This is a genomic window from Streptomyces sp. NPDC003943, from assembly GCF_053605265.1.
This window is the reverse complement of record NZ_JBSGIW010000051.1, coordinates 1-17,011: the sequence shown is the minus strand read 5'-3', so window position 1 is coordinate 17,011 and position 17,011 is coordinate 1. Positions and strand designations below refer to the sequence as shown.

At 71.8% G+C, this 17,011-nt stretch carries 17 protein-coding genes; 12 read left to right on the top strand and 5 right to left on the bottom strand.

Features of this window, described 5'->3' with window-relative positions; all coding sequences use genetic code 11:
* Positions 1–59 precede the first annotated feature (59 nt).
* The 3 genes from ACWEV0_RS21285 (at position 60) to ACWEV0_RS21275 (ending at position 1,038) form a co-directional block, all read left to right on the top strand.
* The gene (locus tag ACWEV0_RS21285; RefSeq protein ID WP_403792345.1) at positions 60–437 is read left to right on the top strand and encodes a WhiB family transcriptional regulator; all 378 of its coding nucleotides are present in this window, start codon (positions 60–62) and stop codon (positions 435–437) included.
* The gene (locus tag ACWEV0_RS21280; RefSeq protein ID WP_453150925.1) at positions 434–757 is read left to right on the top strand and encodes a hypothetical protein; all 324 of its coding nucleotides are present in this window, start codon (positions 434–436) and stop codon (positions 755–757) included. Before ACWEV0_RS21285 ends, ACWEV0_RS21280 begins: the two co-directional genes overlap by 4 nt.
* Positions 758–855: 98 nt before the next feature.
* Positions 856–1,038 (top strand): hypothetical protein, encoded by a 183-nt coding sequence (locus ACWEV0_RS21275; RefSeq protein ID WP_453150923.1) that lies wholly within the window; start codon positions 856–858, stop codon positions 1,036–1,038.
* Between the two features lie 13 nt (positions 1,039–1,051).
* Here the strand turns inward: ACWEV0_RS21275 and ACWEV0_RS21270 are convergent, their stop codons facing one another.
* Together ACWEV0_RS21270 and ACWEV0_RS21265 are read right to left on the bottom strand one after the other, a co-directional pair.
* Entirely contained in the window at positions 1,052–2,410 is a 1,359-nt protein-coding gene (locus tag ACWEV0_RS21270; protein WP_453150922.1) for an ABC1 kinase family protein, read from the bottom strand.
* A gap of 56 nt (positions 2,411–2,466) precedes the next feature.
* Positions 2,467–3,624: a TOMM precursor leader peptide-binding protein gene (locus ACWEV0_RS21265; protein WP_453150920.1), complete on the bottom strand. Its 1,158-nt coding sequence runs from the start codon at positions 3,622–3,624 to the stop codon at positions 2,467–2,469.
* Positions 3,625–3,788: 164 nt separating this feature from the next.
* On the opposite strand from ACWEV0_RS21265, the gene ACWEV0_RS21260 reads away from it, so the two are divergent.
* From ACWEV0_RS21260 to ACWEV0_RS21245, 4 genes are all read left to right on the top strand, one after another.
* On the top strand, positions 3,789–4,364 hold the full coding sequence (locus ACWEV0_RS21260; RefSeq protein WP_453150918.1) for a M48 metallopeptidase family protein: 576 nt from the start codon (positions 3,789–3,791) through the stop codon (positions 4,362–4,364).
* A gap of 139 nt (positions 4,365–4,503) precedes the next feature.
* Complete coding sequence (locus tag ACWEV0_RS21255; RefSeq protein WP_453150916.1) at positions 4,504–6,189, top strand: TerD family protein; 1,686 nt, start codon at positions 4,504–4,506, stop codon at positions 6,187–6,189.
* Positions 6,190–6,200: 11 nt separating this feature from the next.
* Positions 6,201–6,881, top strand: coding sequence for an AIM24 family protein (locus tag ACWEV0_RS21250; RefSeq protein WP_453150915.1), 681 nt, complete (start codon positions 6,201–6,203; stop codon positions 6,879–6,881).
* Between the two features lie 19 nt (positions 6,882–6,900).
* A complete protein-coding gene (locus ACWEV0_RS21245; protein ID WP_453150914.1) occupies positions 6,901–7,656 on the top strand; it encodes an AIM24 family protein in 756 nt (251 codons plus the stop codon).
* A 74-nt stretch (positions 7,657–7,730) separates the two neighbouring features.
* On the opposite strand, the gene ACWEV0_RS21240 is transcribed toward ACWEV0_RS21245, so the two are convergent.
* Both ACWEV0_RS21240 and ACWEV0_RS21235 read right to left on the bottom strand, forming a co-directional pair.
* Positions 7,731–8,252 (bottom strand): NUDIX hydrolase, encoded by a 522-nt coding sequence (locus tag ACWEV0_RS21240; protein ID WP_453150913.1) that lies wholly within the window; start codon positions 8,250–8,252, stop codon positions 7,731–7,733.
* Positions 8,249–9,700, bottom strand: coding sequence for a zinc-dependent metalloprotease (locus tag ACWEV0_RS21235; protein WP_453150912.1), 1,452 nt, complete (start codon positions 9,698–9,700; stop codon positions 8,249–8,251). The genes ACWEV0_RS21240 and ACWEV0_RS21235 overlap by 4 nt, the downstream gene beginning before the upstream one ends.
* A 232-nt stretch (positions 9,701–9,932) precedes the next feature.
* On the opposite strand from ACWEV0_RS21235, the gene ACWEV0_RS21230 reads away from it, so the two are divergent.
* The 4 genes from ACWEV0_RS21230 (at position 9,933) to ACWEV0_RS21215 (ending at position 13,163) form a co-directional block, all read left to right on the top strand.
* A complete protein-coding gene (locus tag ACWEV0_RS21230) occupies positions 9,933–11,042 on the top strand; it encodes an SDR family oxidoreductase (protein WP_403792327.1) in 1,110 nt (369 codons plus the stop codon).
* 78 nt (positions 11,043–11,120) lie between these two features.
* A complete protein-coding gene (locus tag ACWEV0_RS21225; protein WP_453150911.1) occupies positions 11,121–11,591 on the top strand; it encodes a molybdenum cofactor biosynthesis protein MoaE in 471 nt (156 codons plus the stop codon).
* Between the two features lie 201 nt (positions 11,592–11,792).
* Positions 11,793–12,017 (top strand): hypothetical protein, encoded by a 225-nt coding sequence (locus ACWEV0_RS21220; protein ID WP_453150910.1) that lies wholly within the window; start codon positions 11,793–11,795, stop codon positions 12,015–12,017.
* Positions 12,018–12,074: 57 nt separating this feature from the next.
* Positions 12,075–13,163, top strand: coding sequence for a YlbL family protein (locus ACWEV0_RS21215; RefSeq protein WP_453150909.1), 1,089 nt, complete (start codon positions 12,075–12,077; stop codon positions 13,161–13,163).
* Between the two features lie 36 nt (positions 13,164–13,199).
* On the opposite strand, the gene ACWEV0_RS21210 is transcribed toward ACWEV0_RS21215, so the two are convergent.
* Positions 13,200–13,757 carry a PPA1309 family protein gene (locus ACWEV0_RS21210; protein WP_453150908.1) on the bottom strand — a complete coding sequence of 186 codons (558 nt, stop codon included), beginning with the start codon at positions 13,755–13,757 and terminating at the stop codon, positions 13,200–13,202.
* 177 nt (positions 13,758–13,934) lie between these two features.
* On the opposite strand from ACWEV0_RS21210, the gene ACWEV0_RS21205 reads away from it, so the two are divergent.
* Positions 13,935–16,910, top strand: a complete 2,976-nt coding sequence (locus tag ACWEV0_RS21205; RefSeq protein WP_453150906.1) for a UPF0182 family membrane protein — start codon at positions 13,935–13,937, stop codon at positions 16,908–16,910.
* Positions 16,911–17,011: the final 101 nt, after the last annotated feature.

Here is a 17,011-nt window from a genome sequence, read left to right as displayed (position 1 = left end):
CCGGTACCACCGAAACCCCGGCCCAACAGGCCGGAACGACCAGACGAGGAACAGATCCCGTGCAACTCGAAGCGCACGCCCCGTCCGTACCGCCTTCCGAAACGATCCCCCCGCCCGGCCTCACGGAGGACTCCGCCTTGACCCCCCTCGCCCCCCTCACCGCGCTCACCGCGCTCGACGACGCCATCGAGAACCTCGGCGTACCCGTCCCCTGTCGCTCGTACGACCCCGAGGTCTTCTTCGCCGAGTCCCCGGCCGACGTCGAGTACGCCAAGTCGCTCTGCAAGACCTGCCCGCTCATGGAGGCCTGCCTCGCGGGCGCCATCGAGCGTCGCGAGCCCTGGGGCGTCTGGGGTGGCGAGCTCTTCGTCCAGGGCGTGGTCGTAGCCCGCAAGCGGCCCCGTGGCCGCCCGCGCAAGAACCCGGTCGCGGCATGAACGCCATCGGAACCATCGACCGCCCCCACACGCACGATCCCCAGAAGCAGGCCCCGATGACCTCGTCCGCCCCCGAGCCGGTCGGCTCCGCGACCCCAGAACTTTCGATGAACGGCGCGATGCGCTCGCGTCAGAACAGGACCCGTGAAATGCAACTCATCCCAGAAGCCCTGGCCCGTGCCCATATGCATGAGCGCCTGCGGGAAGTCGACGCGGAACGCCAGGCCATGCGCCTGGTCGCCGCCCGACGGATGCAGCGCCGCGCCGAGCGCGTGTCGCTGCGCGCCCGCCGCGCGCTCGCCATGGCCGTCATGCACTGAGCCAGGCAGCACCCGATCCGCGGGGGCCGGTCCGAACGGACCGGCCCCCGCGGTGCGTTGCACCGATCGCGGCTGCCCGCCGGGTTATCGTCACCAAGGTGAACGACGACCCCGCCCCCGAGCCCCTCTACGTCTGCGCCCGCTGCGGCAAGACCGCCCGGGAACTCCCCGTCACCTGGACCTGTTCGGTGGAGAACGGCAGCCGCCGCTACTTCTGCGAGGACTGCGCCCGCGCCAACATCAGGGCCATCGAGGGCCGCCTCGACTCCTCCTGGTGGTGACCGGGCGCCGGCTTCAGGACTCCGTTGCCTCCGCCGGTTCCGTGAACCCGGGCAGCCACCGGGCCAGCTCGTCCCGCAGCCGCACGGTCGCGCCCAGCTGGCACAGCACCCCGATCGTGCTCAACGTCACACGGTGTATCAGCAGATACGAGGGCGGCAGGTTCAACTGCCTGCCCAACTGATGGGCGGGGGAGCGGGGATCGGCGATCCGGGCCGCCTGGGCGCGCATCCAGCCGCGGGTGAAACCGAACGCGTCCACCTCGGCCGGCTCGATGATCGGCAGCAGGTACTCCAGGACCGCGTCCGGGTCCAGCGCGATGGACTTCTTCACGAAGCCCTCCGCGCACAGCAGCTCGTACACGGTCTCCGCCTCGCCGGCCAGCGTCATCCGCAGACAGCTGCCGATCGTCTCCGGCAGCCCGCCCGGCAGCCGGTCCACCGTGCCGAAGTCCAGCACGCCCAGCCGCCACGAGTCGGCCCCCGCGCCGTCCTCGCGGCCGGGCAGCAGCCGGAAGTTCCCCGGATGCGGATCCGCGTGCAGCAGCCCGGTGCGCGCGGGACCCGAGAAGAGGAACCGGGCCAGCAGCTGCCCGGCCCGGTCGCGCTGCTCCGGCGTGCCGTCCGCGATGACCTCCGACAGCGGCACCCCGTCCAGCCACTCCGTCACCAGTACCTGCTCCGACTGGTGCACCACGGCCGGCACCACCACGTCCGGGTCGCCCGCGAACTCCTCCGCGTGTCGCCGCTGCGCCTCGGCCTCCAGGCCGTAGTCCAGCTCCTCCGCGACCCGGTCCCGCAGCTCCGTGATCAGCGGCTTGAGATCCATGCCGGGGATCAGCGGGCCGAGCAGCCGCGCGAAACGGCTGAGCTGCGTCAGGTCCGAGAGCAGCGCCGCCCCGGCCCCCGGGTACTGCACCTTCACCGCGACCTCGCGGCCGTCGTGCCACACCGCCCGGTGCACCTGACCGATCGAGGCCGCGGCCGCCGGCTTGTCCTCGAACTCCAGGAACAGCTCCCGCCACCCCTCGCCGAGCCGCTCCGCGAGCACCCCGTGCACCGTGGCCACCGGCAGCGGCGGCGCCGCCTCCTGCAGCTTGGTCAGCGCGGCCCGGTAGGGGCCGGCGACGTCCTCGGGCAGTGCCGACTCGAAGACGGACAGGGCCTGACCCAGTTTCATGGCGCCGCCCTTCAACTCGCCCAGTGTCCGGAACAACTGATCGGCCGTCCGCTGCTGAAGCTCCCGCGCCACTATCTCCGCGGACTTCCCGCCGATCCGCTTGCCCAGGCCCCAGGTGGCCCGCCCGGCGAAGCCCAACGGCAACGCGGCCAGCTTGGCGGTCCGGGTGACCGCCTTCCGGGGAAGATCAGACATTCGCCCTCCAGGTCCCGTGTGCCGTGAAGTCCCAGATTCCGTGCCGCACAAGCTTGTTACCCCGCCATTGTGTCCTGCCTGCCCTTCCGTGACGCCACGGCCGCCGAGGCATGCTCCCCCCGCGCGGCGAGCCGCGCCCCGCACGGACACGCCGGGTGCGGCCGGACCGGCGCCGAGCGCCACTCGAGCAGCGGCAGCGACACCTCCCAGCGGGCTCCGGTGCTCGACGGCAGATCGCCGTCCAGGAACGCCAGGGCGTGCGCCGCCGCGAGCCCCGCGACCGCCGTCGCGAGCGACACGTCACAGGCGGGCAGCGGATGCGGCGCGCCCGAGCGCCACTGGGCCGGAAGCCGCGGCCACACGGGCTCCCGGTCGGCCTGCTCCCGCTGTATGCAGCCCGCACAGGCCGTCCCGCCCGGCAGCACCAACGGCCCCACCACACCGGTCGCTTCGAGCACCCCCGCGTAGAGGTGCGGAGTGCCCGCGGCGAGCCAGCTCTCCGCCGGCAGCGGGTCCGGCACATAGGCGCCCAGCCCGTCCCGGGGCGTCACCACCACGAGCGAGAGCCCCGGCTCCGCCCCGGCGTCCGGGCTCCGCGGCGCCCGGCCGCCCGGGCGCCACCGGCCCACCAGCCGCCGCGCCGCCGACACCCGGCGCTCGCCGACCGCATCGGCCGGCAGCCCACCCGGCGAGACCTCCCACGGCGCGACCGTGCCGGAGTCCAGGACCTCCACCCGGCCCACGCCCGCCGCCGACAGCAGCGCCGCCACGGCCGCGCCCACCCGCCCCGCGCCCCGCACCTGCACCCGCAGGGCCCGGCGCGCCGCCAGCGCCCGCGCCGCACCGTCCGGCGCCCGGTGCACCACCGAGAGCGAGGCCAGGTCCGCCCGCACCGCGTCGAGCTCCGGCTCCGCCCGCCCGGGCGGCGCGCCCGGTGGCCCGCCGCCCGGTGGCCGTACCGACGCGTCGGCGATCAGGCCGGCCGCCGCGAGCCGCCCGAGCAGCGCCTCCAGATGCCCCTCCCGCAACCCGAGCCGCTTCGCCTCCGCCTCCAGGAGCTCCAGCCCGCGCGTCCCGTCGAAGAGCCCGATCAGGCTGCCCGTCGTCGGATCCACCGGCCCGAGGACCACCGCGTGCGCGGGCGTCACCCCGAACTGCACGTACTGCAGATTCCGCCAGGCGCGCCGCAGCGCCGGCTTCACCATCGGATGCACGACCCACCCCCTGAACCACGTGAACGATCTCCGTTCGTCGTTCCCGCGATCAGGTTGCCCCGGCCGCGCCGGCCGTGCGGAGAGTTGTCCACAGGCACGGGCGTTAATCATTCGAATGCGGGGGTGCGGGACTTCCGCCGCGCACAGCGGGTAACGTCGGGGCCGTGCCGGCCGACCCGAAGCCCAGCGTGACCAGCAGACCGCCCCGCGGCTCGGGGACGAGCGCGGTCGAGGTGCGCAGAAGTTCCCGCCGGAGCAGGACCGTCTCCGCGTACCGCGAGGGCGACCGGACCGTCGTGCTCATCCCGGCCCGGATGTCCGAGGCGGAGGAGCGCCGCTGGGTCACAGTCATGCTGGACAAGCTGGCCGCCCAGGAGAGCAGGCGCGTCCTCGGCGACCAGGAGCTGACCGAGCGCGCCGAGCGCCTGTCGGAGCAGTACTTCGGCGGCCGGGCCCGCCCCGCGTCCGTGCGCTGGGTGACCAACCAGAACACCCGCTGGGGCTCCTGCACTCCGGCCGAGGGCAGCATCCGGCTCTCCCACCGGCTCCAGGGGATGCCCGAGTACGTCGTCGACTACGTCCTGTGCCACGAGCTCGCCCACCTCCTGGTGCCCGGTCACGGGCCTCGGTTCTGGCGGCTCCTCGAGGCGTACCCGCGCACCGAGCGCGCCCGCGGCTACCTGGAGGGCGTGGCCGCCGCGGCCCGCCTCCCGCAGCTGCCGCACGCGCGCGAGGAGTGACGCCTGCCCGGGGCCGGCTCGCGAGTCGGTCCGGTGCCGGTTTCGTTCCGATCGGGTACGCGCCTGCCCCGATGTCACGACCAGCCGTTAGCCTGGCGCGACGCACTCGTACATTCGGGATGGGGGACGGTCGTCACACATGGCCAGGGAATTCCAACGCGGCCACAAGGCCAAGATCAGTGATCTCACGGCGGGGACCGATCTGTACGTGGGCGTGCAGATCGCGGCGCCCGGCCTGACCTTCGACATCAGCTGCTTCGGCCTCGACGCCGACGAGCGGCTCTCCGACGACCGCTACTTCGTCTTCTTCAACCAGCCGAAGTCGCCCGAGGAGTCCATCCAGCTGCTCGGCGCGCAGGCCGGTGACACCGAGTCCTTCCGCGTCACCCTGGACCGCGTCCCGGCGCACATCCACAAGCTGTCGTTCACCGCGACCATCGACGGCGCCGGGCAGATGTCGCAGGTCGGCCCCGGCTGGATCCGGATCGTCGCGGGCGGCGAGGAGGTCGCCCGCTACGCCTTCACGGGCGCGGAGTTCTCCACCGAACGCGCGGTCATGCTCGGCGACTTCTACCTGAAGGACGTGTGGCGTTTCGCCGCCGTCGGCCAGGGCTTCGACGGCGGCCTCGAAGCGCTGCTGAAGAACTTCGGCGGCGAGGTCGCCGAGGAGGAGCAGGCCCCGCAGCAGCAGCCCCCGGCCGCCGCCCCCGGTTTCGCCCCGCCGGCCCAGGCCGCCGCGCCGCCCGCGTTCGCCGCCCCCGCCGCACCCCAGGCCCCCGCTCCGGCTCCCGCTCCCGCTCCCGCTCCGGCTCCGGCCCCTGCCCCGGCTCCCGCCCCGTCGTTCGGCACCCCGCCCGCCGGGGTGCCGGTCCACGCAGCGCCGACCATGGTCGGGCCCCTGACGCCCCAGGCCCCGCACGCCCCGACCCCGCCGCCCGCTCCCGCGCCGCCGGCCCCGCCCGCCCCGTACGGACAGCAGCCGCCGGCACCCCCGCAGTACGGGCAGCCGCCGCAGCCCTCGCAGTACGGCCAGCCCGCCCCGGCTCCGTACGGCCAGCCCGCCCAGGCCCCGTACGGCCAGCCGCAGTTCGGGCAGCAGCCCGCGCAGTACGGGCAGGTCCCGGGCCAGCAGCCCTACGGCGTGCCTCAGGGCTCACCCCAGGCTCCCGGCGTCGCGGCCGCGCTCCAGACGTTCAAGGAGACGCCGAACGGGCAGCGGTGGACGCCGCAGAACGCCAAGCTCGTCCGCGTCGACCTCGGCGTCGGCGGCCAGCCCGTGCTCGCCAAGCAGGGCAGCATGGTGCTCTACCAGGGCAAGGTCGACTTCAGCTACAAGGGCGCCGGCTTCGCCGGACGCATCGTCGGCGGCGCCACCGGCCAGGAGATGCAGCTGATGCGCTGCACCGGCCACGGCCAGGTGTTCCTCGCCGAGCAGTCCACCCATCTGCACCCGGTCGAGCTCCAGGGCGACGCCATCTGCGTGTCCGCCGAGAATGTGCTCGCCTTCGACGAGTCGTTGCAGTACGAGGTCCGCCGCATCGAGGGACACGGCATTCCCGGCGGCGCCCTGTTCACCATGCAGTTCCAGGGCGTCGGCACGGTCGTCGTGAAGACCCACGGCGTGCCCGTGGTCCTGCCCGTCACGCCGACCACGTTCGCCGACTCCAACGCGGTGGTCGCCTGGTCGGCGGCCTCCCAGGTCGTCGTCTCCAGCCAGGTGCGCATGCGCCGCAACGCCTACCCAGGCGACACCGGCGAAGGCGTCAACCTCCAGTTCCGGGGCGCACCCGGCAACTTCATCGTCGTCCAGCCGTACGAGGTCTGAGGGAGCCCGTCATGAACCAGTCGATCGCGGGATACGCCCCCGCACCCGTCACCGCCCGCATGGAGAACCACGGCAACCACATGCTCAAGGTCGCCCTCCAGACGGGACACGACCTCCTCGCGCGCGTCGGGTCGATGGTCGCCTACGAGGGTTTCGTCCAGTACGAGCCCAACCCGCCGGCCGTGCGCCAGATCGCCCGTGACTGGATCACCGGCGAGGGCGCGCCCCTCATGAAGTGCTCGGGCGACGGCCTCCTCTACCTCGCGGACTACGGGGCCAACGTCGTCGTCATCCAGCTCAACGGCGACGGCATCTCCGTCAACGCCACCAATCTCCTCGCCTTCGACGCCCACCTGAACTGGGGGGTCGAGCGGGTGAAGGGGCTGGCGAAGTTCGCCGGACAGGGGCTGTGGAACACCACCATCTCCGGACAGGGCTGGGTCGCGCTGACCTCCCGGGGCAAGCCGATCGTCGTCGACTGCGGCGGCGGGGAGGACGAGACGTACGTCGACCCGGACGCGCTCGTCGCCTGGTCCCCGAACCTCAAGGTGAAGGGCAAGCGCAGCTTCAAGGCGCAGTCGCTGATCGGCCGCGGCAGCGGTGAGGCATTCCAGATGGCGTTCTCCGGCCAGGGCATCGTCGTCGTCCAGCCGAGCGAGGACAGCACCGACCGTCTCCGCGTCCGGGGCTGAAGGGGGAGTCAGAGAGATCATGCAGAGCCCGCTTTTCGCCTTCAACGACCAGCAGACCCAGGAACGCTGGAGTCTGCAGAACAAGCAGATGCTGCGCGTCACCCTGCAGGGCCACGACGACGTGCTCGCCCGCAAGGGCACGATGGTCGCCTACCAGGGGCTCGTCGAGTTCGACGCCGAGTACCGCAGCAACAGCCAGGCGCGTGCCCGCGCGCACACCGGTGAGGGCCTCGACCTCATGCGCTGCCACGGGCAGGGCACCGTCTACCTCGCCAACCTCGCCCAGCACGTCCACGTGATGGACGTGGAGCAGGAGGGGCTGACCGTGGACAGCAGCTACGTGCTGGCCATGGACTCCTCGCTGCACCACGAGGTCATCGCCGTCGACAGCCTGTACGGCATCTCCGGCTCGGGGAAGTACCAGCTGAACATCACCGGCCAGGGCAAGGTCGCCCTCATGACCTCGGGCGCGCCGCTGCTCATGCGGGTCACCCCGGACCGGTACGTGAACTGCGACGCCGACGCGATCGTCGCCTGGTCCACCGGGCTGCGCGTGCAGATGCAGGCACAGACGCACTCCTCCGGGGTGTGGCGGCGGCGCGGCAGCACGGGCGAGGGCTGGGAGCTCAGCTTCATGGGCACCGGCTTCGCGCTCGTCCAGCCCAGCGAGCTGCTTCCGCCGCAGCACGCGGTGATCGGCCAGGGCATCGCCGCCCAGTTCGGCATGGGCCAGCACGGAGCGCACGCCCAGAACCAGGGCAACGTCTGGAGCTGACGCGGAGGGACGCGTAAGGGGCGGTCGCCACGGCGACCGCCCCTTTGACGGCTCTTACGGTTCTTACGCGTCTGTCACAGGCGCTTCAGGGTGCGCTCCACCAGCCGCACCACCGACGTGTCCGCGACGTCCGCCACCTCGTCGTACCCGAACCAGCGCAGGTCCAGCGACTCGTCGCTGATCGCCGCCGCCGCCCCGGCGGGAGCGAGCGCCGCGTACTGCACGTCCAGGTGCCAGTGACACGGCGCCGGGATCGGATGCCTGTCGAGGCGCACCGGGCCGCCCGGCAGCAGCGTCAGGCCCGCGATGCCGGACTCCTCCGTCGCCTCGCGCAGCGCCGCCGCCTCGACCGTCGGGTCGCCCGGCTCGCAGTGGCCGCCCATCTGCAGCCACATGTTCAGCTTCTTGTGCAGGGTGAGGAGCACCTGCCCGCGCGAGGGGTCGATCACCAGCGCGCTGCTGGTGAGGTGACCGGCCCCGCACGGCTTGTACATACCGTCCGGATGGGCCGCGAGGTGCTCCAGATAGACGTCACGAAGCTCCGGCTGGTCCTCGTACTCCTTCAGCACCAGGACCGCGTCGTCGAACAGACTCACTTCTGGGTGTCGTCCTTGCCCTCGTCCGTGCCGTCGTCCTGGGAACCGCCGCCGGCCGCCGCCTCGCCGAGCATCTTGTCCAGCTCGGAGAAGTCCAGCTGCTCGCGGTGGACGAAGCCGTCCGGGTCGTCCAGGTCCGTCGCCGTCGGCAGCATGTCCGGGTGCTCCCACAGGCCGTCGCGGCCGTCCACGCCACGCGCGTCGGTGAGCGAGGCCCACAGGCGCGAGGCGTCCCGCAGCCGTCGCGGACGCAGCTGGAGGCCGATCAGGGTGGCGAAGGTCTGCTCCGCGGGGCCACCGGTCGCCCGGCGCCGGCGCAGCGTCTCGCGCAGCGCGTCGGCCGAGGTCAGCCGGGCCTTGGCGGCCTCGTGCACCACCGCGTCCACCCAGCCCTCGACGAGCGCGAGCGCCGTCTCGAGACGGGCCAGGGCGGCCTTCTGCTCCGGGGTCTCCTCCGGCTGGAACATGCCCTGCTGGAGAGCCTCCTGCAGCTGCTCCGGGTGCGTCGGGTCCAGCTGGCCCACGGCCTCCTCCAGCTTGGAGGTGTCGACCTTGATGCCCCGGGCGTAGCCCTCGACCGCGCCGAAGAGGTGCGCGCGCAGCCATGGCACGTGTGCGAAGAGACGCTGGTGGGCGGCCTCGCGCAGGGCCAGGTACAGCCGGACCTCGTCTGCGGGGACACTCAGGTCCTTGCCGAAGGCCGCGACGTTCAGCGGCAGCAGCGCGGCCTTGCCGGCCGGGCCGAGCGGCAGGCCGACGTCCGTCGAGCCGACGACCTCGCCCGCGAGCACGCCCACGGCCTGCCCGATCTGCTGGCCGAACATGGCGCCGCCCATGGAGCGCATCATGCCGATCAGCGGGCCCGCCATGGCCTGCATCTCCTCGGGCAGCACCTCGCCCATCGCCGCGCCGACCCGCTCGGCGACCGGGTCCACGAGCTGCTTCCAGGCGGGCAGGGTCGCCTCGACCCACTCGGCGCGGCTCCACGCCACCGCCGTGCTCGCGCCCGAGGGCAGCGAGGTCACCTGGTCGAGCCACAGGTCGGCCAGGCGCACCGCCTCCTCGACCGCCGCCTTCTCGGCGGGGCCGACGCTCGCGTCCTTGGTGCCGTCGGACGTGCCCTGCGCCACCACCTGGCGCGCGATCTGCTTGGCCATGTCCCAGTTGACCGGCCCGCCCTCGTAGCTGAGCATCTGGCCCAGCTGCTGGAAGGCCGCGCCCAGGTCCTGGGGGTTCATCGAACCGAACATCGCGGCGAACGGATTGTCCGCGCCGCCCGGCCCGCCCATGCCCGGCATCCCGCCGAAACCGAACGGGTTCGCCCCGAACGGGTTGCCGCCCTGGCCACCGGACCCCTGGCCACCTCCGGCGGGGTCCTTCTTCTTGCCCTCGTCGCCGTTCTCCGGCTCCTCCGGCGGAAGGCCGAATCCGAATGGGGTGTCGCTCACAGGTTTCCTCGGCTCGTAGGGCCGCCGGCTTGCTGCCGACGGCGGACTCTCACCACCAGCGTAGGCGGTGGCCCGCCGGTCAGGCCGGGCCGACCGGCGGGGCACCGCCCCGACATCCGCACCGGATCCGGGCTCGGTGCTCCGCCGGGCCGTGGCCTGGGGCAGGATGGACGCCACCTGGTACGTACGCGTCATTCGGGTACGTACTGAAGACAACCGCTGGAGACGCCCGGTGAGTTCCCCAGATCCTCAGGTTCGCGCAGCGCGAAACCCGTCAACCCGTCCCGCCGCGCGCGGGCCCGTCGTCGCGGTCACCGGTGCCGCGTCCGGCATCGGCGACCTGCTGACCCGGCGACTCGCCGAGTCCGAGGAGGTCAAGCAGGTCATCGCGATCGACGAGCGCCGCGGGGAGGTGTCGGAGGCGCAGTGGCACATCCTCGACGTGCGCGACCCGGCGATCGCCGAGAAGCTGCGCGGCGCGGACGTCGTCGTGCACCTCGCGGTCGACCTCGACCTGGAGACCGACCCGGCCGCGCGCACCGCGTACAACGTGCGCGGCACCCAGACCGTGCTCACGGCCGCCGCGGCGGCCGGCGTGCACCGGGTGGTGCTGTGCACCTCCGCGATGGTCTACGGGGCGCTGCCCGACAACGACATCCCGCTCTCCGAGGACGCCGAGCTCCGCGCCACGGCCGAGGCCACCGGTGTCGGCGACCTCCTGGAGATCGAGCGCCTGGCCCGCCGGGCGCCGCGCGCCCACCCCGGGCTCAACGTCACCGTGGTCCGGCCCGCGGTCCTGGTCGGCGGTACGGACACGGCGCTGACCCGCTACTTCGAGTCGCCGCGGCTGCTCGTCGTCGCCGGATCCCGCCCGACCTGGCAGTTCTGCCACGTCGAGGACCTGGTCAGCGCCCTGGAGTACGCGGCCCTGGAGAAGGTCGACGGGGAGTTCGCGGTCGGCTGCGAGGGCTGGCTGGAGCAGGAGGAGGTCGAGGAGCTGTCGGGCATCCGGCGCATGGAGCTGCCCTCGGCGGTCGCCCTGGGCGCGGCGGCCCGGCTGCACCGGATCGGGCTCACCCCGTCGCCGGCCGGCGACCTCGCGTACACGATGCACCCCTGGGTGGTCAGCGTCGGACGCCTGCACGACGCGGGCTGGCGGCCGAAGTGGACCAACGAGGAGGTGCTCGCCGCGCTCCTGGAGGAGGCCGCGGGCCGGCACACGGTCGCCGGCCGCCGCCTGGGCCGCAAGGACGCCACGGCGGCGGGCGCGGCCGGTGCGACGGTGGCGCTGCTGGGCACGGCGGCGCTGGTCCGGCAGATGCGGAAGCGGCGCGGCCTGTAGGACCCTCCTACGGAGGGTCCGTCTCGCCGGGCGAAATCTCTATTCCGGCCTGTCGGTGCCGTGCGGCACGATGGGTCCATGGCAGAGAACCACGCGCCCATCGACCACCCCGGCGAGCAGGCCGCCGAGGACCCGATCAAGCTCCTCGCGATCCGGGACACGCCGCTCTCGGTCGACGAGGTCTTCCGTGCGGTCGGCGACGACGCGGCCGGCGGCACCACCCTCTTCGTGGGCACGGTCCGCAACCACGACGGCGGCGCGGACGTCGACGCGCTCGGCTACTCCTGCCACCCCACCGCCGAGGCGGAGCTGCGCCGCGTCGCCGAGAAGGTCGTCGCGAACTACCCGGTCCGGGCCCTGGCCGCCGTGCACCGGGTGGGTGACCTCCATGTGGGTGACCTCGCGGTCGTCGTCGCGGTCTCCTGCCCGCACCGCGGCGAAGCCTTCGAGGCCTGCCGAAAGCTGATCGACGACCTCAAGCACGAGGTCCCGATCTGGAAGCACCAGAAGTTCTCGGACGGCACCGAGGAGTGGGTGGGAGCCTGCTGAGACGTCCACCCCGAGTCTGGGGGAGGGTGGGGGCTTACTGAAGGTCGCGGTCGTCGCGCGCCGCGTGGCAAGGCGCCACGCCGACGACTCGTAGTCGAACGCCCCGATTTGCGTAACCGGCCCCCAGGCGTGAGCGTTGATGACGCGGATGAATAATCTGCTGATCAACTCACTGGGGACCCTTGGGGATGGGAGGTCGGGATGGCAGCGCTGGCCTGGTTGCTGATTCCGGTTTTCGCAGTCGTCGGCGCGGCGATATGGGCGAGCTGGGCATCGAGGAACAAGACCATCGGGGACGTCGCCGAGCTCGCGGGCTACGCGCGGTTCCGGGACGCCATGGAGCGGGCCCACCCCACCGCATCCGCCGAGCCTTCCGCTTCCGTGCGGGCGGAGCGCGAGACCTCGCCCGCGACGACCGTCGGCTGATCCTCGTACGGACCGCCCCGCGGGTGCACTCACAGGCCGGTCCCGTACTGTCGTTCCATGCCACGCCGCACCGCGACGATGCTCGCCTCCACCCTGGTCCTGATCACGCTGCTCTGTGTCGGCGTCCTCATTCCGGTGCCCTACTCGGAGATGAGCCCCGGCCCGACGGTGAACACCCTCGGTGAGGCGCGCGGAGAGCCGGTCCTGAGCATCTCGGGGCACCAGACGTACCCGACCAGCGGCAACCTCAACATGACGACGGTCCGGGTCACCAGCGCGGACTACAAGATGAACGCGGTCGAGGCCGTCTACGGCTGGCTGGCGCACGACAGCGTGATCGTCCCGCACGAGACGCTGTACCCGGACGGCAAGACCGAGGAGCAGTCCAGCCAGGAGAACGCCGAGGAGTTCAGCCAGTCACAGGAGAGCGCCAAGGTCTCCGCGTTGCGTGAGCTCGGCATCCCGGTGACCACCCGGGTCGTCGTGGCCACCGTCGTCAAGGGCACCCCCGCCGAGGGCCGGCTGCACGCGGGCGACGTGATCAGGGCCGTGGACGGCATCGCCGTCAAGCAGCCGGGCGACGTGGCCAAGCTCGTCACCAAGCACAAGGCCGGCGAGCAGGTGGCCTTCACGATCGTCCCGGCCAAGGCGGCCGCCGCCGCGGAGAAGGCCCACAAGGACGCCACCGTGTCCGAGAAGGTCGTCCTCACGACGACCAGGTCGGAGGAGGGCGACCGGGCCATCGTCGGGATCCAGGCCGGCACCGACCACGTCTTCCCGTTCACCGTCGACATCAAGCTCGCCGACGTCGGCGGCCCCAGCGCCGGCCTGATGTTCTCGCTCGGCATCCTCGACAAGCTCACCCCGGGCTCGCTCACCGGCGGCAGGTTCATCGCCGGCACCGGCACCATCGACGACGACGGCAAGGTCGGCCCGATCGGCGGCATCGAGATGAAGCTGGTCGGCGCCCGCAACGCCGGCGCCCGGTACTTCCTCACCCCCGCCGACAACTGCGCGGCCGCCGCTGCCGACACCCCCGACGGCCTCACCCTGATCAAGGTGAACACCATCGACGACGCGACGAAGTCCCTGGAGAAGCTGCGCAAGGGCGACACCGCGTCCCTGCCCAGCTGCTCCAGGAGCTGACGCGAGACGGGGCGCCCTACGGCGCCCCGTCTCGGCTCACGACGCGAACGTCGCCGCCAGCGCGTCCGCGAGCCCCGGCACCAGGTCCGGGCCCGTGAGGACCTCGTTCGGCGAGTCCTTCTCGCGCAGCCGGATCGCCGCCTCGCGCTTCCCGTTCCGCAGCACCGCGACCGTCATCCGGACCTCCTGGCGGTCCGGGTGCCCGGCCACCCACTTGGCGAGCGCCGCGTCGTTCAGGCCCTTCGGCACGGACGCCTCCGCCGACGGCGGCAGCATCAGCCGCTCCACGGTGAGCGCGCAGCCCGCCACCGCCTTGGGCCACGCGATGGTGCCGAGGAACTCGTCCAGCGGCTTGCCGGCCGGCAGCTGGTCCTGCTCGATCGGGGTGTAGCCGCCGCCGGCGGCGTCGCCCGTGCCGCCGAGCTGGCCGGCCAGGGACGGCGCGGTCTTGCGCAGCTCGGCGGTCTTGACGAGGGCGAAGAGCCGGGCCGGCCGGTCCCAGCCGAGACCCGAGGCGTACTCGTCGATCTCGAGCACGGCACGGGTGAGGGGGTTCGCGGCCATCGGGGGACCGGAGGGGGAAAAGTTGGACATGGGCAATATCCTGCCTCGTCTTCACCGGAAGTCGGGAACTAGGTAAACCCTCAGTAAGTTGCATCAGTGGGCTCTACGATCGCGGACACACGATCGCGAAGCCCGCCATTGGACGTGCCGGCCGACCTGCCGGCGCATCTCAGCTTCAACCACGAGGGGCGCACGTTGGCTTTCCAGATGCCGGACCGCGGAGGCGGCACAGGTCCTTCCGGACCGAGGACGAGAGTCGGCCGGCCGTCCCGCCGCGCCCGTACGCTGCTGATGACGCTGGGCGTCCTGGCCGTACTCGGCATGGCGTTCGTGATGTTCGCCGGCTTCTGGACCGACTGGCTCTGGTTCCGCTCGGTCCACTACTCGTCGGTGTTCACCACGACGCTGTGGACCAAGATCGGCCTCTTCCTGGTCTTCGGTCTGCTGATGGCGCTGGCCGTGGGGCTGAACATCTGGCTGGCGTACCGGCTGCGGCCGCCGCTCAGCGCGATGTCCACGGAGCAGCAGAGCCTCGACCGGTACCGGATGGGCATCGCGCCCTTCAAGAAGTGGCTGCTGCTCGGCATCACCGTCCTGGTCGGCCTGATCGCCGGGGCCTCCGCCTCCGGCCAGTGGCGCACCTGGCTGATGTGGGTGAACGGGGTCTCGTTCGGCGAGAAGGACCCGCAGTTCCATCTGGACGTGTCGTTCTACGCCTTCGACCTGCCCTGGTACCGCTTCCTGCTGGCCTTCGGCTTCGCCGCCACGATCCTGTCGCTGATCGCCGCCGCCCTCACGCACTACCTGTACGGCGGGCTGCGCATCACCAGCCCGGGCGCCCGCGCGACCGCCGCCGCGACCGGCCACCTGTCCGTGCTGCTCGGCGTCTTCGTGTCGCTCAAGGCCGTGGCGTACTGGCTCGACCGGTACGGGCTCGCGGTGAAGTCCAGCGACTTCAAGGCGACCGGCAACTGGACGGGTCTGCGGTACGTGGACGCCAACGCGTTCCTGCCGGCGAAGACGATCCTGTTCTGCATCGCCGTGATCTGCGCGCTGCTGTTCTTCGCGACGCTGTGGCGGCGCACCTGGCAGCTGCCGGTGATCGGCTTCGGCCTGATGGTGCTCTCGGCGATCCTGATCGGCGGCCTCTACCCGGCCATCGTGCAGAAGTTCCAGGTCCAGCCGAACGAGCAGGCCAAGGAAGCGCCGTACATCCAGAAGAACATCGACGCGACCCGCAAGGCGTACGCCATCGACTCCACCAAGCCGGAGGAGTACTCGGGCAAGTCGACGGTCAAGGACAAGAACCAGCTGCGCGCCGACGCCGACACGGCCGCCGCCTACCGCCTGATCGACCCGAACATCGTCTCGCCGACGTTCCAGCAGCTGGAGCAGAAGCGGAAGTACTACCAGTTCCCGCTCACCCTCGACGTCGACCGGTATCAGGGCAAGGACACGGTCATCGGTCTGCGTGAGCTCAACATCAAGGGCATCCCGAAGCGGAACTGGATCAACGACCACTTCACCTACACGCACGGCTACGGCGCCATCCTGGCGGCCGGCACGCAGACGGACGCCAACGGCTCGCCGGTCTTCACCGAGGCGGGGCTGCCGACGACCGGCCAGCTCCCCCCGTACCAGCAGCGCATCTACTACGGCGAGAAGACCGACCAGTACTCGATCGTCGGCGGGCCCCAGAAGGAGCTCGACTACGAGGAGAACGGCGAGAAGACCACCAGCTACCAGGGCAAGAGCGGGGTCAGCCTCTCCAGCGCCTTCAACCGCGCCGCGTACGCGGTCGCGTTCAGCGAGCCGCAGATCCTCTACTCGGGGGCCATCGGCGACGGTTCGCGGATCCTCTACAACCGCACCCCCAAGGAGCGGGTCGAGGCCGTCGCGCCCTGGCTGACCATCGACGGCGACGCCTACCCGGCGGTCGTCGACGGCCGCATCCAGTGGATCGTCGACGCCTACACCACCACCAACGGCTACCCGTACGCCTCCCGTACGACGCTCGGCGAGACCACGGCCGACGCGCTGACGGTCGGCAACCAGCAGCGCGCGGTGGTCGCCCAGCAGAACCAGGTCAACTACATCCGCAACTCGGTGAAGGCCACCGTCGACGCCTACGACGGCACGGTGAACCTCTACCAGTGGGACACCGAGGACCCGGTCCTCAAGACCTGGATGAAGGCGTTCCCCGGCACGGTCAAGGAGCGCTCGGAGATCAAGCCCGACCTCCTCGCGCACCTGCGCTACCCGCAGGACATGTTCAAGGTCCAGCGCGAGCTGCTGACCCGCTACCACGTGACCGACCCGGCGCAGTTCTACAGCGGCTCGGACGCCTGGCAGGTGCCGGACGACCCGACCAACAAGGACGGCAACGCGGTCCCGCCGTACTACCTGAGCATGAAGATGCCCGGCGACCCGGCGGAGCGCTTCTCGCTGACCACGACGTTCACGCCGAACGGCCGGCCCAACCTGGGCGGCTTCATGGCGATCGACGCCGACGCCACCAGCAAGGAGTACGGCCGGATCAGGCTGCTCCGGGTCGGCGAGGACGTGCCGGGGCCCGAGCAGGTGCAGAACAAGCTGAACGGTCTGCCGGAGGTGGCGACCTTCGTCCGCGACATGAAGGGCGCCGACTCCGACATCGAGTACGGCAACCTGCTCACCGTCCCGCTGGACGGCGGCTTCCTGTACGTGGAGCCGGTGTACGCGCAGGGCCGCAACGCGCACTACCCGCTGCTGAAGAAGGTCGCGGCGTCGTACGTGGACGCGGACCAGCCGAAGGGCGACACCACCAAGGACGTCACGGTCTTCAAGGACACCCTGACCGAGGCGCTGAACGCGGTGTTCGGCGTCGAGGGCACCACCCCGCCGCCGGTCACGCCGCCGGGCACCACCACCCCGCCGAAGCCGACGACCACCGACGCCGCGCTGAAGCAGGCCATCGCGGACGCGCAGAAGGCGTACGACGACGGCCAGGAGGCGCTCAAGAAGGGCGACTGGGACGCCTACGGCAAGTCGCAGCAGGCCCTGCAGGAAGCGCTCCAGCGGGCGGCCGACGAGGGCGCGAAGCTCAAGAGCCCGTCCCCGGCGCCCTCCACGGCGCCCTCCGCGGCGCCGTCGGCGAAGCCGTCGGCGCCGTCCGGGAGCCCGTCACCGAGCCCCGGCGGCTGACCGTCGTCATGGCTTCACCCCGCGTCGTGATACTGTTGGTTTACCGACGCGGGGTGGAGCAGCTCGGTAGCTCGCTGGGCTCATAACCCAGAGGTCGCAGG

Bases quoted from the DNA above. Each gene is read 5' to 3' on its own strand.
- ACWEV0_RS21215 (WP_453150909.1), top strand. From the start codon at position 12,075: ATGCCACGCCGCACCGCGACGATGCTCGCCTCCACCCTGGTCCTGATC.
- ACWEV0_RS21270 (WP_453150922.1), bottom strand. From the start codon at position 2,410: ATGTCTGATCTTCCCCGGAAGGCGGTCACCCGGACCGCCAAGCTGGCC.
- ACWEV0_RS21255 (WP_453150916.1), top strand. From the start codon at position 4,504: ATGGCCAGGGAATTCCAACGCGGCCACAAGGCCAAGATCAGTGATCTC.
- ACWEV0_RS21205 (WP_453150906.1), top strand. From the start codon at position 13,935: ATGCCGGACCGCGGAGGCGGCACAGGTCCTTCCGGACCGAGGACGAGA.
- ACWEV0_RS21220 (WP_453150910.1), top strand. From the start codon at position 11,793: ATGGCAGCGCTGGCCTGGTTGCTGATTCCGGTTTTCGCAGTCGTCGGC.
- ACWEV0_RS21210 (WP_453150908.1), bottom strand. From the start codon at position 13,757: ATGTCCAACTTTTCCCCCTCCGGTCCCCCGATGGCCGCGAACCCCCTC.
- ACWEV0_RS21280 (WP_453150925.1), top strand. From the start codon at position 434: ATGAACGCCATCGGAACCATCGACCGCCCCCACACGCACGATCCCCAG.
- ACWEV0_RS21225 (WP_453150911.1), top strand. From the start codon at position 11,121: ATGGCAGAGAACCACGCGCCCATCGACCACCCCGGCGAGCAGGCCGCC.
- ACWEV0_RS21245 (WP_453150914.1), top strand. From the start codon at position 6,901: ATGCAGAGCCCGCTTTTCGCCTTCAACGACCAGCAGACCCAGGAACGC.
- ACWEV0_RS21250 (WP_453150915.1), top strand. From the start codon at position 6,201: ATGAACCAGTCGATCGCGGGATACGCCCCCGCACCCGTCACCGCCCGC.